Genomic DNA, 15501 nt, shown 5'->3' on the forward strand with positions numbered 1-15501 from the left:
AATACAAATATTTAGCTGACAAAATTTCATTCATTATCCATATACACTCTACGTTAAAATTACTCCGTTTTTAGGAACGGTGGTGAGATATAGATACAAAACGATTTAACGTCATCTGCTGAATCAATCGTGCAAGTCGTCTTCAAGTAGAAACTATGTTCGTCTTGAAGGTGCATTTCATTCGAGAATCGTAGAAATGGGAAACGATAGTTTGGATTTGAGGGCTAATAAAATCAGATTAGGGATAGTGCTACTCATAGCCTTAGTTCCCTTTCCTATCATACAAATTTTTCATTCTTCTCTGTACTTCGAATCCGAAGTTTCTCCCTATCTTCTATTTCATAATATTGCAGAATCATTTAGTATATTCGTGTCCATGTCCATCTTCGGAGTGGGTTGGTTCAGCTATGCGCAAAGTAAGGACAGACATACTCTTTTCATTGGAACCGTATTTCTAGGCATCGCTTTAATGGATATGATGCACATGCTCGCGTATGCCGGTATGCCTGATTTCGTAACGTCAAATTCTCCGAATAAGTCTACTCAGTTCTGGATCATTGTACGTTTCTATGCCGCAGCTTCCTTTTGCGTGAGTGCTTTCCTTCCGAATGAAAATAATACAGGACGCTTAAGATGGATATTCCTGGTTTTTCCTATTTTGGTTTCTCTTATCTCTTTCGTAGCGATCACTTTTTATCCTAACCTTGTGCCGATCACATTTTCAGCTACAGAAGGACTTACCCCGTTTAAACGAAATTCAGAATTTTTAGTCATCGCATTGCTGATCTCAGCCACAATTGCGTATTGGTTCCGGGTAAAGAAATACGGATGGAATTCTAATAAATATTTTCTATATGCATTCGTATTTAGTATATTGAGCGAAGCCGTTTTTGCAGTGTATACAACCGTATTTGATATTTATAATATACTTGGTCATATATACAAGATCATATCTTTCTATTTAATCTATAAAGGGGTGTTCATTTCCTCGATCAACAAACCATACAAACAATTACTCGATACGAATGATCGTCTTAAAGATGAAATATTGGAACATGGAAGGGTGCGTCACGATCTGGCTCAATCTTTATCCGAAAAAGAGGCCTTGATTCGTGAAATTTACCATCGCTCCAATAATACGTTGCAGGTAATTGGCAGCCTAATTTTCCTTCAGGCAGAAACGTATCCTGAGAATCCAAGTGTAAGGTTGATGGCAGAAAGGACCCAAGATCGTATCCAAGCGATTTCATTGGTGCATAGGTTGCTTTTTGCAGAACGAGATCTTTCCTCCATCTCAGTTAGAAAATATGTATCAGAGCTCGCAAATTATGTGCTGCAAACGAATAAAGAAGCATCTCGTAATGTGAATTTGGTCGTAGATGTAGAAGATCGGAAAATTTTGATGGATATAGCCATCCCGATCGGATTGGTTCTTTCCGAATTCTTGAGCAATACGATGAAGTATGCTTTTCGGGATTCTTCATCCGGAAATATTTTCATTTCTTTTATCGAAGACCCGAAGGGAAGATATATCTTAAATTATTCGGATGACGGTGTAGGAATGCCCGAAGATTACGATTTTAAAAATAGCAGTTCTTTAGGCATACAATTGGTCAGAGGAGTGTCAGAAGTGCAACTCGCGGGAAAAATCTCATTTCGTACTGGGCCGAAGTTTCATTGCGTAATTGATTTCCCGAGGGATATTTATAAGAAACGAGTTTAGAATGAATGAGTAAATTGAATGTTCTCGTAGTAGAAGATGAAATTATCACCGCCATGGTAGTCAAAAGGGAGTTGGAGAAGATGGGATGTAACGTCTTAAATCTTGCGACTTCTGGAGAAGATGCAGTTCGAATAGCAAAGGCGGATCGTCCGGATCTTATTCTTATGGATATCACTCTTGCCGGAGAGATAGACGGAGTAACCGCAGCATCCGAGATTAAGCAAGAGATCGATATTCCAATCGTCTTTGTTACAGGATACCAAGATTCAGTTACTAGAGAAAGGGCCGCAAGAACGAATCCTCTCGGTTTTTTCATAAAGCCACTACAAATCGCTCAACTTAAGGATCTGATCGAATCAAATTTTGAGATTTTATAATATTTGTTTTAGAATCCCATTCTTGAAGGGTTCTTTCGGTTTTTATATTTTGGAAGTTGCGTGAATAAAAATGAACTCGGTCGTAAAATCGGAATCGAGGAATTACGACCGAGAATAAAAGTTTATAGGAGATTACAGAATATCAATGATAAGCGGAGTTACTCGCTTCTGCTCCAATCATCTCCGGAAAGATCTGGTTCTTTTCCAGAAGATTTTCGCTTAAGTTCAAGAAGGCTTTCGCGTTATTGTCATCCATCTTGCATTCTAAGCTATGTTCTTCGCAGTATGAGTTAGGCTTGTCTCCTTCCATAGAATAAGTATGCTTCTTTTCACTGTCGACAAAGTGATATAGAAGAATGTCCTTATCCACCCAGCCGATCAGATTCCCAAAGGCAAAGTATGCAAAGCCTGGGTCGTTCTTATCTAGATCTAATAGGTTCCTTCCCATGGATGAGAATTTTACACTCTTGTTCACAAAGCCTAAAACGGTCGGAATTACATCTAACTGAGATGCAATCGTTGCTTCCGTCGCAGGTTTTACATGCTTAGGAGAATATATCAAAAACGGAATGTTTCTATCTTCGAATGGCTCCAGGTGCTTGTGATGCGAATGATCCGCGACGAAGAAGAATACTGTGTCTTCGAAATAAGGAGAAGACTTTGCCTTTTCCATAAATTGCCCGATCGCCCAATCCGCGTAATGAAGAGAGTTTAAGTAATCATAATCCGTTACATTACTCGAGAAAATGTCGAAACTTTTGTTCGGCGTTCTGTAAGGATAGTGAGTGGTTAAAGTAAGAGAGACCATTAAGAAAGGACTTCTGGCCTCCATCATTTGTTCATGAAGATGTTGTAATGTGTCTCCGTCGAAATACCCCCAATCTCCAGTTTCATACTTCCCTGCGCTTTTTATATTTTCTTGGTCAAGAATATGATCGAATCCCCAGTTCTTAAAGAGAACGTTCATATTGTCGAAGGTAATATCTCCTCCGTATAAGAAATAGCTTTCGTATCCGCCTTGCTTTAAAACGGATGCAACGCTCGAGAATTTATTCACGACCTCTTGCCTGCGTAATACAGTTAGGCCTGGAAGATCCGGTATACCGGTAAGAGTAGAAAGCAACCCGTTAGCAGTTCTTCCTCCCGTTGCTATGAAATGCTCGAAGAATCTTCCCTGGCGTATTAGCTTATTCATCTCGGGTGTGACTTCTTTTCCGTCTACTATTCCTGATCCGGATGGCTTCAGAAATTTTCCAGTCCAGCTTTCCAGCATGATAATGACTATATTTGGATTCTTTTTGTTTGTTTCTTTGGGAATCGTTTCTCTCATCAGAGGAAAAGAGTCGTTTATGAATCTACTGCTCGGATAGGAGATCTTATCTTTTACTATATTCAAAGAACGTAGTTTAGACATTCTTAAATCTCGATTTACCGATTGATTGAACATATCCGTAACCATCGTGTAGATTCCGTTCATGCTCAGGCAGTTTAAGGCACGGTTATCTGAAAAAACCGCGTCGCTTACTCGCAGTGGCCTGCTTTGGAATCCTCCTCTGATTAAAACAAATACGATTATGATCACCAAAGGGATCTGTGGATACTCCATCTGCTTGGTAGACTTGGACCATTTGTAAGGATCCATCTTAGCAAAGCGATTGATGGAGTAAGGTAAAAGTATCAGAACTGCAAGTAGGGATATTGCGATCAGTAACGAGTCATGACGTATTGCGGATTTCAATACTACAAAGAAATCACCGGTTAAGAAGAGGGAACCCTCGTAACCCAGATGCTTGTTAGATTCTCTGTAATAAACAAAGTCTGCAACTAGATAGCCGATCATCCAAAAATAGATCAGGATGGGTAGGGCACCCCAAGTCAGTCTATAGAACCGTAGCCGATTTAGATAGTGAATGCAGGACAGAAGCCAGATCCAACCTAAAAGAATGGCGATGACAGCAAGGTCGAACCTTGAACCTAAGCCGAAGGCAAGTAAGATCTTGCTAAAACTTTCTCCTGCAATTTTATCGTAGTTGTCTAGCCGGAATGCTACCCTTGCCATGAATAGAGTAAGGAAGAATAGTAGGAAATAGGATCCTAGGATCTTTATATTCGGGGGAATTTTTTCGTATAGGGCGCGTGCGCGCAAAAATAATAAGCTCATGTAAAATCTGTTCGTAAGTTAGATGCATAGTCGGCTAACGTTCTATCTTGTTTTAAGATCGATCCTGCACCTTAGAGGCCGCAGGTTAAATCGCCGGTTTCTGCACATGGATTCACATTATTCGAATGCGAATCAAACTGAGATCGTATGGATCCCGAAGAATATTCGAAGTTCTCGATTTGTGCAATTGAAATTCGTCACGCGTTATGCGGTTTTTGAAATTTCGATTGCAAGAGGCCGAAAATTCGAGGCCGATTTAGACTAACGGAGGAGGGGGAAGGGATAGCAGGGACTGAATAAGTAAGCGTTGGTAAATAGATGAGTTCGAATCATACGCTACGAATACGGAACTTTTAGAAAGTTCGTGTATAAAACGAAAAGCAGAATGGATAGAATCCTGCTTAGAAGGCTTATTCTGAGCCTCATAATAGGAACCGGCAAAAATCGAGTTGGTTTCTGAGAATCTCGACTGGCGAGTTGAACTGCTTCTGTATATGAATTCGGAAGAAGAGACCGGGACCCCTTCTCCCATATAGATCTCGATTGAGTCGATGACTGCGTCAAAGGAAAGGGTAAAGAGTACGAAGGCGGAAAAAATAAAATTCCCCGCTTTCTTTAAGGACTTTCTACCGGCTTTAGTTCGAAAGAATGACAAGTCTTGGACCCGAATTCGACCCTAGTAATGTTTCGCAAATTGTCAAGACTATAAAACCGGAGTCCGGTAGCCTCGCTTTTGGCTTCTCGATCCAAGCACTTGCTAAGAGAAATCTAGGGCAATTTCTTACTTTTATTTAACCTGTATGACGCTTTAGATTTTCAGTATCTTCCCCAATTTTAGCCAATTCTCAGCCTGAGATCGGGATATTTTTTGCTTCTTGGAAGGGAGTTTTTGTCTCTTAGAGCTTTCTATTAGATTTCGGGAAAGAACTATCAATCGAACTCGGATTGTATAAAGATGGCACCTTCAGGCTCTACAGTACGACCAAGAACGGAATAGGATGAGAGAGAAAGCGTATCTGGTATTTTTCCCAAAGGATCAATCGACTCGGTTCAATTCAAAAGAGGATGCGGAATTAGAGAAGAGAGGAATTTATCTGTTTGGATTCCCATTTGATTGTATTGTCCTCGTTTCTTCTATTTCATCCAAACCCAAAAGTATAGGTGTCCTCTTGAAAGAGGCTGGAGCGGGGCAATATTCCGATTCTTTAAACTCGATAGAATGGAAAGATGAGCCGATTACGATCCGGATACCCACGGAAAAATACAAAGGCGCAAAAGACTCGGAGCTTGCCCAGATTGCAGCTATTCTGGGAAGGTATGAAGAGGCGAATCTTTACTTAGATCTATCTTCTTTTCTTTCTTTGGAATATATGAAGAAATATTCAGTAGTAAAGACATTACAGTTATTTAAAGCGAAAGAAGTCAGGGATCGATTTGACGATCTTCGGTATAGAATCGTTCGGTTGGATGGGATTCGCAGAAGCTTCTCTATATTTAAGAATCATTTAAAATTCTCAAAACAGCAAGAAGGTTATCGTAAAGAATTCAAAGAACTATACGATCCTTTGCTCGAGTCCATGGAGAAAGTCTCTCATATCTATGAAGAATTGAAGGAGAAGCTCGGCGAGAAGAAATTCTTGGTCTGGGAAATGATCGCAGAATATACGATCGTTGTATTGATTTCCTTCGAGTTGCTGATAGAATTATTGGACTATTTCGGAAAGTAAAGCGTTCGGTTCGGAAAAGATTCGCTTTATGAAAAAAGAGGCATTAGTAATCGGACTTTTCTTCTTTATTTCATATTCCTTATATTCGGAAAAATCAATAAAAGATGTATCTGCTTCAAAACCTTCTTCAGAGCAGGAAGAAGAGGAAGATGAGAAGATAACCACGAATATAGAATTTGCATCCGATTTTATTTTTAGAGGAAATACGTTCGGAAGTGAGTCTATCAGCCAAAGGGATGATATGGCATATCGTTCTTTTTTGCCGGCTTATGCGTTCCAACCTTCTATAGAAATCCCGGTTACTAAAAAGCTGTCCGTTGAGTTTTGGTTCAACCTATTCTTAACACATAAAGGCGATAGGGATTCAGACCAAAGATTCTTGCAGACCGGGCCGTCCGGAATGGAATTGCTCGGTTATTATCAGCCTCAATTAGAACAAGGTAAATTGCCGTTTGATCCCAGGGTAGTGCATCCTTATAAAGAGCAAAACGGATTGAAGAGAGATGATGGTGGCGAGATCCTGTTGGAGTATGACTTGCTCGAGTCCGAGCATTTTGGGAACTTTTCCGTAGGAATCTTTTCTTATAACACATTTCTTGCTCAGAATCGATTCTCTTGGACTCAAATGTTTATCTCCTGGAAGCTTCCGATCCTAAGGTTCCTAGAACCTAAATTATCATTTTATAAAACTACAGATCCGGATACGGATGCTCATACTACTGGGATCAACAAAGGTTCGGCTTACATACCTTTAGAATTACAGCATCAATTTGAGATCACAAAGGATCTGAAGTTTATCGCTTCTACTTCCGTAGGTTATATCATACAGAATAATCCCACTGACAGGATCTCCGGATTTTCGGATATCACGACTCAGGCAAAGATAGATTATAAAAAATTCTTCTTCTCTGTGAATATGGCTTATAGACCTAATCTGGAAATATATGACAGTAGCTATTTTTTTGACAACGTGACGACACCTCTTACAATCAAGGATGGTCGGACTGTGGATCCTTCTAAACAATACGGTCTTGCGAATCAGGCGGTGATTTCAGCAATAGAGAGCGCAACTCCGAATCCTGTTTTACAACAGATCCTGATAGATCGTTACCAAGGCCAACATATTAAGAGAGAGATCTATTACTTTACCTTAGGCTTTACAAAGGAATTGTAGAAAGAATGATCGAGAATAGCGGGGAAGGATCAGGCATGGAAATCGACGATCGGTATTGGGTCATGGACTATGGCGATAAGGATGAGATGCATTTTTATCGCAAGACCGACACATATTTTTCGGGCAAGACTTCTTCTCAGAATGTAGATCTAGTAGAATTGCCTGCGATCGGTCAAACATTGATCATCAACGGAGAACTTCAGTCAGCGCTAAACGACGAATACATTTATCATGAAGCATTGGTCCATCCTGCCTGTGTATTAAATCCAAAGTTAGAGGAAGTGCTGATCATTGGCGGAGGAGAAGGTGCTACTCTAAGAGAAGTATTAAAATATTCTTCTGTTCGATCCGTTACTATGGTGGATATAGATCGAGAATTAGTGGGGCTATTCTCTCAAACATTAAGTTCTTGGCATAAAGGATCTTTTAAGAATAAAAAGGCAAAGCTTGTATTCCAGGATGGAAGAAAATACTTGGAGGAAAGCCAAGAGAAATACGATGCAATCCTTTTGGATCTTCCTAGTTATTTCCCAGATAGAGCAAAAACGGAACCGGATCCGATCCAAAATCTATATTCTAAACAGTTCTATTCTATATGTGCTGCCCGTTTGAAAAAGGGAGGAGTTCTTGTTACCCAGGCTTCTGAGTTGACGCCTACGGATTGGAAGGGCCATGCACTGATCCGCAGGACTCTGTCTCAACATTTTAATAGCGTCATCAGCTATTCTACTTTTGTACCTTCTTTCTATACGAATTGGGGATTTTTATTGGCTTCTCAAGACATTGATCTGGAGAAGGTGGATTCCTCTAAAATAGATAAATGGATCTCTAAGAAGAAGGTTGGTTCTAAATTAGCTTTCTTTGATGGAACAACTTTTGTCGGCATGAGAGTTCTATCAAAAGAGCTTCGAAAGAATATATCAAGAAAAGGGAATGTAATTTTGGATGACCCTTTCGCAATCTCTCGGTTGAGAAAATAATGAAGTTAAAGATAATTTCTAAAACAGTTTGGATTCTTTCCATCGTTAGTTTATTTACGGATGTCGCTAGCGAAATGCTATATCCGATTATGCCAATATATTTAAAGAATATTGGATTTTCGGTGGTACTGATTGGGATTTTGGAAGGATTCGCGGAGGCAATCGCCGGATTAAGCAAAGGCTATTTCGGTAAACTTTCGGATCTTAAGGGAAAGAGAGTGCCATTCGTTCAATTCGGCTATTTGCTGAGTGCCATTTCTAAACCAATCATGGGGATCTTGCCCATTCCTATTTGGGTTTTTATATCTCGGACATTGGATCGATTCGGGAAAGGGCTTCGGACAGGAGCTAGGGACGCGCTTCTTTCCGATGAGGCGAATCCGGAAACGAAAGGGACCGTTTTTGGATTTCATAGAGCGATGGATACTTTCGGTGCGGTTCTTGGACCGACATTCGCGTTAGTTTATCTTCAGTTCTATCCCGAAAATTACTCCTTCCTTTTCTTGCTTGCGACTGTGCCTGGGTTATTCGCGTTTTTTGCTTCCGGACTTTTGAAGGAAAAAACGAGACCCATTCCAAAGAAAGAAGAAAAGGTTTCTATTCTTGCTTACTTTGCCTATTGGAAAGATGCTCCCGGTATATACAAAAGGCTGATCGTAGGACTCCTCATATTCGGGATTGCAAATAGTTCTGATCTATTTCTCTTGCTTTTGTTAAAAACAAAAGGGGCCCAAGATTCCTTCGTAATTGGAATATACATTTTTTATAATTTAGTTTATGCACTCTTTTCTCTTCCTATCGGATTAATGGCAGATAGATTTGGATTGGTCAGAACATTGATATTCGGGCTATTTCTGTTTTGCTCTGTGTATGCAGGAATGGCCTATGCGGATACTTCCTTTGAATTCTATTTATTGTTTTTCCTTTACGGATTGTTTGCGGCTGCGACAGAAGGAATTGCTAAGGCGTTGATCTCTAATATTGTTCCGGAGTCAGATACTGCTACTGCAATCGGTACTTTTGCAGGGTTGAGTAGTATTTCTGCATTGCTTGCGAGCTATTTGGGAGGTTTGATTTGGTTTTATTCAGGAGCCAAGTTCATGTTCCTTTTTTCTGCAGTAATCTGCCTTGGTGTCATTGTATATTTTGCAAGATATAGTGATGCATTTGATCTTAAGGAATCTTGAGCATCCTAGTAGCTCGAATAACCAAGCGATTCGATCCTTGCTTATTAGATGCTTATTCCTCACTTATATTTCTCTGAGATAGGGATTCGACTGTATCGTTTTGTAATAATCTCTCGAACTTTAGAAACTTAAAAGGGATGAATCTCATACATTTAACAAAATATAAGTGAGTTTTGTTTTTATTCTTTGTAGATCAAATTTTCGTTGTTAGCAATTATTAAGCGAAGAAACTGCTGCACGAAGATGTCTTTGAAACGTACTCTTATATTTGGTTTTTTCTCTTTTTATATTTTCCTTTTCGCAAACTGCTACGGACGAAAGGTCCTTGGAAATTTCGATGAATTAACAATAGGTCCTGAATACGAGGGTGAAAAGCTTGCCAGCGTAGAAAGGGCAAAGACTCAGATCTGCGATAAGACTTTTTTAAATGCCTTTCAAGTAGGGATTCACGGAGCAAAGGAAGGAGTGATTCATGAGGCTCTTAGGGCGGAGATGAGTCGAGATCCGAGAATAGTAGCCTTCAATGATGTGGTCTTTGAGCATCGTTCCGGCTGTTGGTTTATTGAATACACTCCGGAGCTTCGCAAGAAATGAAACGTATTATTTTTCTTTTACTTCTCATAATCTTTTTTCAACAATGCCTGTTTGAAAGAGGGCATATCAAAAGAGTTCAATTCAACCCAGATGGAACCGTAGTAAAGGAAGAAGAACCAGCACCTTCTCCGGATCGAGTCCAGTTGAAGAAATGCATGTATTCTTTTGTGGTTTTGTTTTGGTACAATCGACCTTTTCCTTCTACTTGGAATGATATAGTTGCCGATCCAAATACGGATGATAAGAATATCGTTAAGTTGAAAAATGCGACCATCTATATGGACGGGATTGATTTTTTCCCACCTTGGACTGTGTTCATGCTCTTTCTACCTTTTCCTACGGTGCCTATTATGAGAACTTGCGGGGTGATAGAAGGTGAGATCGTGAGTACTCCCGTTCCGTCTCATACTGCAAGCATCAAGAAATAACGTCTTGTGATTGGCTTGCTTGAAATCGTTATACGATATTTCAAATCAGAAAAATAGCGAAGTATAATAGAGCTAAGATCGTATCGAGCTAGTTTTTCTAAAGGTATTCGGATTACTTCCGGTTACTTTTTTAAACTCTAAGTAGAAGGCGGATCGGGAACTGAATCCGGAATTTTCTCCTATGCGAGCAGTGGTTTCGCTTGGATTCTCTATCAGCAAGAATTTTGCCTCTTCCACTCTATATTGATTCAGAAGGGACGGAAAACTCGTCTTAAATTCGGTATTGATGATCTCAGACAGTTGATGGACTGTGATCCCCATTTCCTTAGCCACATCTTCTTCTTTTATCGCCTTCTTGAGATAGATCTTTTCTCGTTTTAATAAACGAAGTAGTGTTTCTACGCACGCCTTTACGTCGAGAGAGGCAAGATGAGATCTCTTGAGAAGGTTCCTTTCAATTGCCCAGCGATTCGTAATCTCTCTCGCCAGTAGCGAGGCAACAAGCGCAAGCAAAGGAAAGTAGAAGATGATCCCGTAAACGGAAAGCCAATTGTACGGATAAAATTCGAAATGAAATGTAGTCTTGAATATGCTGAATATTAGAAAAACGGACCAAACTCCTACATAACAAAGTTCATCATAAGCCTTTAATGCAAATAGGGAAGGATGACTCTTGCCGAAGCAGTAAATCATAAATCCGTAATTTGCGATCAGTATCCAAATTCTATGCTCGTACCAAAAATCAAATGATACAATCAAAGGATAGAACAAGCCTAACAAGCTGGAGATCCAGAAAATCGGAGATTTGTGAATCGTTACGGACTCTTCTGCAGACCAGGTTGCCAGATACAAGTAGAAGGAGAAGTGGGTGATCCCTAAAAACAAGAAATAGCTATGACGAAAAATGGAATATTCGTATTTAAAGATGGAGGAAAACTCCCTTCCATGTAAAAAATACAGGGTCAGTCCGACGGATAATAAGTGGACCAGAAGCGCGATGAATAGAAGTTTCTTGGTCTTAAAATAAAAGTAAATATTGCAAGCGACCGCAAGTAATAGTGCCAAGCAAATTGCGGAGAAGATTACCGATCTAACTTGGATCTGAGTGTTGTAGTCTCCTTCCGATAAAAGACTAATCGGATAGTTGATATTCTCGTTCGTCTTGATGAATAGATAGTAGGTCCGTTCTTCTTGAGGTGGCAGTTGGATCGTAAAGTGTGGAAGAAGGGAACGACTTCCGAATAGAGTCGAAGTTTCATTGTTCGAAAAGAATGCTTCGTAGTTTCCTTTGGAATCAATAGAGCAGAGTTCTGCTTCCGGCACGTTCAACCAGTAGAGAGAAAGCGTCCTAACGATGGACTCCTTACTCAGATTCACGATCCTAAATCTGAGCCAGTTTCCCAAAGGACTACGGGGAACGCGAACCACGTCGCTCGTATTATGATGCCATTCCATTTCATCCAAGGACTTGAGTGTCTCAGGTTTGCAATGTTGGAATTTACTCCCCAAATATCTGTATTCTATCTTGGGACTTAGATTCTCGACGGGAGATTTTGCAAAGATCTCTACTACTTCGGGAGGTTTAGCGAGAAGCCCGATCGGAAATCCTAAAAAGAAGAATAGAAATGAAACCCAAATTTTCCTGAGGAGGCAAGAGCGCGTCTTAGGATTCTTTGTTTGGGCATCGTTCATTTCGCATATCACCTATGTTTGTTTTGCAGTAAAAAAGGATCTTCTGCCAAAAGCAAAAACTATTTAAAGTCCGGCTATAGCCTATTCTATGCTCAGGATTGGGATATATTCAGACTTAACTTGTCAAAAAGGCATAAATTGAGAATTTCTATACTATGTTTTGGAAAAATTTCAATATTAAAAACTGTCCAATGTTATAAATTTAGAAAAATATATAGACAATAAAATTGTCCCAGCCTCTAGGTGGACACGTTCTTAACCCATTGAAAAATTCTATTTCTCTGAAGGATTGAAAGCTAACGGGGAGGGGTGTAGGATATGGGTTAGGTTCGATTTTGAATCTTGGAGGTTTCAAATGGATCCAAAGTTGATCTTAGAAAATCTACTCAATCCCCCGGTCCTGTTTTTCTTCCTGGGAATCATTGCCGTTTTATTAAAGTCAGGACTTGAGATTCCGGATGCTTTATCCAAATTCTTCGGAATGTATCTCATGTTCGCAATCGGCTTTAAGGGCGGTTTTGAATTGGCGGAGGCTAAGTTCACTTCTGCGAATCTTTTTACTTTGATCGCGTGTAGTGGAATGGCCTTATTCGTTCCTATCTATACTTTCTTCGTGCTAAGGTTGAAGCTAGATGTTCATAATGCTGCGGCAATTGCTGCGACATACGGTTCCGTAAGTGCGGGAACGTTTGTGACTGCACATGCATTTCTGAACAATATGAATCTTGAATTCGACGGATTCTTGGTAGCAGGTTTGGCTTTAATGGAATCACCAGCGATCATCATTGGCGTTGCCATCGACAGGATTGCTAAGAAGAACGCAGGAGCAGAATTCTCTTGGAAAGAACTCTTGAGAGAAGCTTTCTTGGGCGGATCTATCTTCCTTTTAGTTGGTTCATTGGTCATCGGTATGTTGACAGGTGAGAGCGGCTGGAAAGCAGAGAAACCTTTTGCGGACGCTTTATTCAAAGGTATGCTTTCATTCTTCCTTTTGGATATGGGATTAGTCGCAGCTAAGAAACTGAAGGATCTGAAAACTGCGGGACCTTTCCTTGTGATCTTTGCGCTATTGGTTCCTTTGTTGAATGCATCTATAGGATTAGGACTCGCTAAATTGATCGGTATGAATGCGCCTGACGCGTTCATGTTTATAATTTTGTGTGCTTCTGCTTCTTATATTGCTGTTGGTGCTGCAATGAGAACCTCAGTGCCGGAAGCGAATCCAAGTCTATATCTTCCGATGTCTCTTGCGGTTACTTTTCCGTTTAATGTGATCATCGGGATCCCTCTTTATTGGTTCGTCGTCCAGCATTACCTCTGATCCATCGAATCTTTTGCACGACGCCTCTCCGGCGTCGTGCTACGTTTCACAACTCGAAATTAGGGAGATACAAAGTGAAATCTCAAATTCAAAAAATCAATGCACGGCAGTGTATCGAAGGTTGCGTTCTCTTTGGAGTTTTATTCTTCGGTTCACAAAATTTGTTATTCGCACAGGCTGCTGAGCCTACTGTTACTAACCCAACTAATCAAAGTGGAGATAAATCTAACGCCGGACAAAGCGCAAATAAGAATGATAGTGAAGAAGGATATGTATCTGCCCTGAAAGAAGGAGGCTTGAGTCCGGACTATAATAGGACTATGTTCATTGATCCGGAACTCGCTAAGAATTTTAATAATAGAAAGAAAGCTTGGGTAAACGATTGGATTAGAGTGGGAGCGTACATTCGTCCTCGTTGGGAAGATCGCTATAATTTGAATTTTGATAAATCGAACCGAGCGGATATTTCCAGGGTAATGCAGACTTCTCAGCTTTTCCTCATAATAGATCCTAGTCCGTATTTCTCCATGAAGATCAATATTCAAGATGCGAGAGTTTGGGGAGGAGGTTCCACTCCTGCGAGTGTAGGAGATGTTCGCGCAGATGTATTTGCGAATACAGGTACAACTGTTGTTCCTGGCCAATCTCAGAATATTCCGAGCCAAACTACGATACGAGAAGCTTGGTTTATGGTGAAGAAACTTCCTCTAGGAGCAAAGCTTCAAGTAGGAAGAATGGCTATGGCTTACGGAGATCAAAGGATGATCGGTAGCGCAAACTGGACGATCAACGGTCTGTCTTATGACGGTGCAAGATTGATGTTCGATCAGGATCATTTTAATATCCACTTCTTGGGTTCTCAAATTGTAGGAAATCAGAGCGGTCCAAATGGAGTTCTGTCTGCAAACGCTCCGATCACTGCGAAGGATCCTACTACCGGTAAGACCGTGACCTTGAGCCCTGGGCAGCCGAATAAATATTTAGTGGGAACTTATAATACCATCAAGCCGAACGATTGGTTCTTGGTAGATCTCTATGCGTTGGGAATGCTTACTTCCAAGACTCCGGCATTTGCGGGCAGTACTTATTCTACTCCTGCTGTAGCTGCGACTCCCGATTCGGATTTAACACAGAATAAATGGTCCAAGCAGCAAGACAATTTGATCACTACCGGTTTTCGTATTACGAATCGCACTGCAAAAAATAATCTTCCTAAAGATGGTCCTTGGGGCGGATGGGATTGGGCCTTAGAGGCAGCTTTCCAATCCGGTACTACCGGTGCGAAGGTGAACAAACAGTTGATGGGACAGGATATTACTCAAGCTGTTACCGTGAATGGGACCACTTATAACGTTAGCACGATCGGTACCCAGAATCAGAAATATGCAGGTAAACAGATCACTCTTCAAACAGGATATACATTCTTCGAGAAGTTAAGATTGGGAACTCAATTCATGTTGGCTTCCGGAGATGCGAATCGCCAGGACGGAAGTAACGGAACTTTTCAAACTCTGACCATGCCAAGGTTCGGGGTGTTTCCATATTGGAATAACGTTGCCGGTCTGTCAGAGAATGTGGGAATGAAGAACCTAAGATCTTTGACCTTCAATATAGAATATAAAACGGAAAAGTTCGGAACATTCTACGCTTCTTATTTTATTAATAGCAAGGATAAGGTTCAGGATGCTTGGTATGCGATCAATGGTTCTGCAAATACCGGTTTCAGTACCGAGTTGAACGGTGTTGGTCAGACCACTGCAGTTATAGGCAAGCAAGGAAGAGGTATCTACAACGAGATCGATATTGCTTGGTCTTATATGATCAACGAGTATTGTTCTCTTTGGTTAGGAGCAGGCTTCTTGACTGCGGGTAATGCTGTTAAGAACCAAAGGAATGCTTTATATACTTATAATGTTCAGACTGGTGCGATATCTGCTCTGAACACGAACGTAGTCAACGGGACGCAAGGAGCGGCAAGCCAGGCACGTATGTTCTATATGCAGTTTAACGCTCTCTTCTAGACGGAAAAGCAAATGACTATCATATCTTACTTTTTAGTTTTAGCCTCTCTCATTTTACCCTTCCTGATCGGAAGGGTATTGGGATTGGATTTCATGGGAAGCGATAGTCCTCTTCT

At 40.6% G+C, this 15501-nt stretch carries 13 protein-coding genes; 10 read left to right on the plus strand and 3 right to left on the minus strand.

Annotated features, from left to right (window positions below; all coding sequences use genetic code 11):
* Positions 1-247 precede the first annotated feature (247 nt).
* Complete coding sequence (locus EHO59_RS07630; protein ID WP_246052694.1) at positions 248-1723, plus strand: MASE3 domain-containing protein; 1476 nt, start codon at positions 248-250, stop codon at positions 1721-1723.
* A gap of 5 nt (positions 1724-1728) precedes the next feature.
* A complete protein-coding gene (locus tag EHO59_RS07635) occupies positions 1729-2100 on the plus strand; it encodes a response regulator (protein WP_135586333.1) in 372 nt (123 codons plus the stop codon).
* Positions 2101-2242: 142 nt separating this feature from the next.
* Here the strand turns inward: EHO59_RS07635 and EHO59_RS07640 are convergent, their stop codons facing one another.
* Both EHO59_RS07640 and EHO59_RS07645 read right to left on the minus strand, forming a co-directional pair.
* On the minus strand, positions 2243-4261 hold the full coding sequence (locus EHO59_RS07640) for an LTA synthase family protein (protein WP_135586335.1): 2019 nt from the start codon (positions 4259-4261) through the stop codon (positions 2243-2245).
* Positions 4262-4517: 256 nt separating this feature from the next.
* Complete coding sequence (locus EHO59_RS07645) at positions 4518-4916, minus strand: hypothetical protein (RefSeq protein ID WP_135586337.1); 399 nt, start codon at positions 4914-4916, stop codon at positions 4518-4520.
* A gap of 343 nt (positions 4917-5259) precedes the next feature.
* Between EHO59_RS07645 and EHO59_RS07650 the strand changes: the two genes are divergently transcribed.
* The 6 genes from EHO59_RS07650 to EHO59_RS07675 all read left to right on the plus strand — a co-directional run bounded on the left by EHO59_RS07650 (position 5260) and on the right by EHO59_RS07675 (position 10351).
* Positions 5260-5988 (plus strand): hypothetical protein, encoded by a 729-nt coding sequence (locus tag EHO59_RS07650; RefSeq protein WP_135586339.1) that lies wholly within the window; start codon positions 5260-5262, stop codon positions 5986-5988.
* A 28-nt stretch (positions 5989-6016) separates the two neighbouring features.
* Positions 6017-7162, plus strand: coding sequence for a hypothetical protein (locus EHO59_RS07655; protein WP_135586341.1), 1146 nt, complete (start codon positions 6017-6019; stop codon positions 7160-7162).
* A 5-nt stretch (positions 7163-7167) separates the two neighbouring features.
* A complete protein-coding gene (locus tag EHO59_RS07660; RefSeq protein WP_246052696.1) occupies positions 7168-8142 on the plus strand; it encodes a spermine/spermidine synthase domain-containing protein in 975 nt (324 codons plus the stop codon).
* Positions 8142-9329, plus strand: a complete 1188-nt coding sequence (locus tag EHO59_RS07665; protein WP_135586343.1) for an MFS transporter — start codon at positions 8142-8144, stop codon at positions 9327-9329. The genes EHO59_RS07660 and EHO59_RS07665 overlap by 1 nt, the downstream gene beginning before the upstream one ends.
* A 249-nt stretch (positions 9330-9578) precedes the next feature.
* Positions 9579-9923, plus strand: coding sequence for a hypothetical protein (locus tag EHO59_RS07670; RefSeq protein WP_425460209.1), 345 nt, complete (start codon positions 9579-9581; stop codon positions 9921-9923).
* Positions 9920-10351, plus strand: a complete 432-nt coding sequence (locus tag EHO59_RS07675; RefSeq protein ID WP_135586347.1) for a hypothetical protein — start codon at positions 9920-9922, stop codon at positions 10349-10351. The genes EHO59_RS07670 and EHO59_RS07675 overlap by 4 nt, the downstream gene beginning before the upstream one ends.
* Positions 10352-10423: 72 nt before the next feature.
* Here EHO59_RS07675 and EHO59_RS07680 read toward each other — a convergent pair whose 3' ends face one another.
* Positions 10424-12043 (minus strand): helix-turn-helix domain-containing protein, encoded by a 1620-nt coding sequence (locus EHO59_RS07680; protein WP_135586349.1) that lies wholly within the window; start codon positions 12041-12043, stop codon positions 10424-10426.
* A gap of 355 nt (positions 12044-12398) precedes the next feature.
* Here EHO59_RS07680 and EHO59_RS07685 point away from each other — a divergent pair, with 355 nt between their 5' ends.
* Both EHO59_RS07685 and EHO59_RS07690 read left to right on the plus strand, forming a co-directional pair.
* Positions 12399-13364, plus strand: a complete 966-nt coding sequence (locus tag EHO59_RS07685) for a sodium-dependent bicarbonate transport family permease (protein ID WP_135586351.1) — start codon at positions 12399-12401, stop codon at positions 13362-13364.
* Positions 13365-13438: 74 nt separating this feature from the next.
* Positions 13439-15385, plus strand: a complete 1947-nt coding sequence (locus tag EHO59_RS07690) for an alginate export family protein (protein WP_246052698.1) — start codon at positions 13439-13441, stop codon at positions 15383-15385.
* The last annotated feature ends 116 nt before the right edge of the window (positions 15386-15501 follow it).

This window comes from Leptospira semungkisensis (genome assembly GCF_004770055.1).
Lineage (GTDB): Bacteria > Spirochaetota > Leptospiria > Leptospirales > Leptospiraceae > Leptospira_B > Leptospira_B semungkisensis.

Excerpts from the sequence above, each read along its gene's own strand:
- EHO59_RS07680 (WP_135586349.1), bottom strand. The coding sequence starts at position 12,043 with ATGAACGATGCCCAAACAAAGAATCCTAAGACGCGCTCTTGCCTCCTC.
- EHO59_RS07660 (WP_246052696.1), top strand. The coding sequence starts at position 7,168 with ATGATCGAGAATAGCGGGGAAGGATCAGGCATGGAAATCGACGATCGG.
- EHO59_RS07635 (WP_135586333.1), top strand. The coding sequence starts at position 1,729 with ATGAGTAAATTGAATGTTCTCGTAGTAGAAGATGAAATTATCACCGCC.
- EHO59_RS07640 (WP_135586335.1), bottom strand. The coding sequence starts at position 4,261 with ATGAGCTTATTATTTTTGCGCGCACGCGCCCTATACGAAAAAATTCCC.
- EHO59_RS07655 (WP_135586341.1), top strand. The coding sequence starts at position 6,017 with ATGAAAAAAGAGGCATTAGTAATCGGACTTTTCTTCTTTATTTCATAT.
- EHO59_RS07675 (WP_135586347.1), top strand. The coding sequence starts at position 9,920 with ATGAAACGTATTATTTTTCTTTTACTTCTCATAATCTTTTTTCAACAA.
- EHO59_RS07685 (WP_135586351.1), top strand. The coding sequence starts at position 12,399 with ATGGATCCAAAGTTGATCTTAGAAAATCTACTCAATCCCCCGGTCCTG.
- EHO59_RS07665 (WP_135586343.1), top strand. The coding sequence starts at position 8,142 with ATGAAGTTAAAGATAATTTCTAAAACAGTTTGGATTCTTTCCATCGTT.
- EHO59_RS07650 (WP_135586339.1), top strand. The coding sequence starts at position 5,260 with ATGAGAGAGAAAGCGTATCTGGTATTTTTCCCAAAGGATCAATCGACT.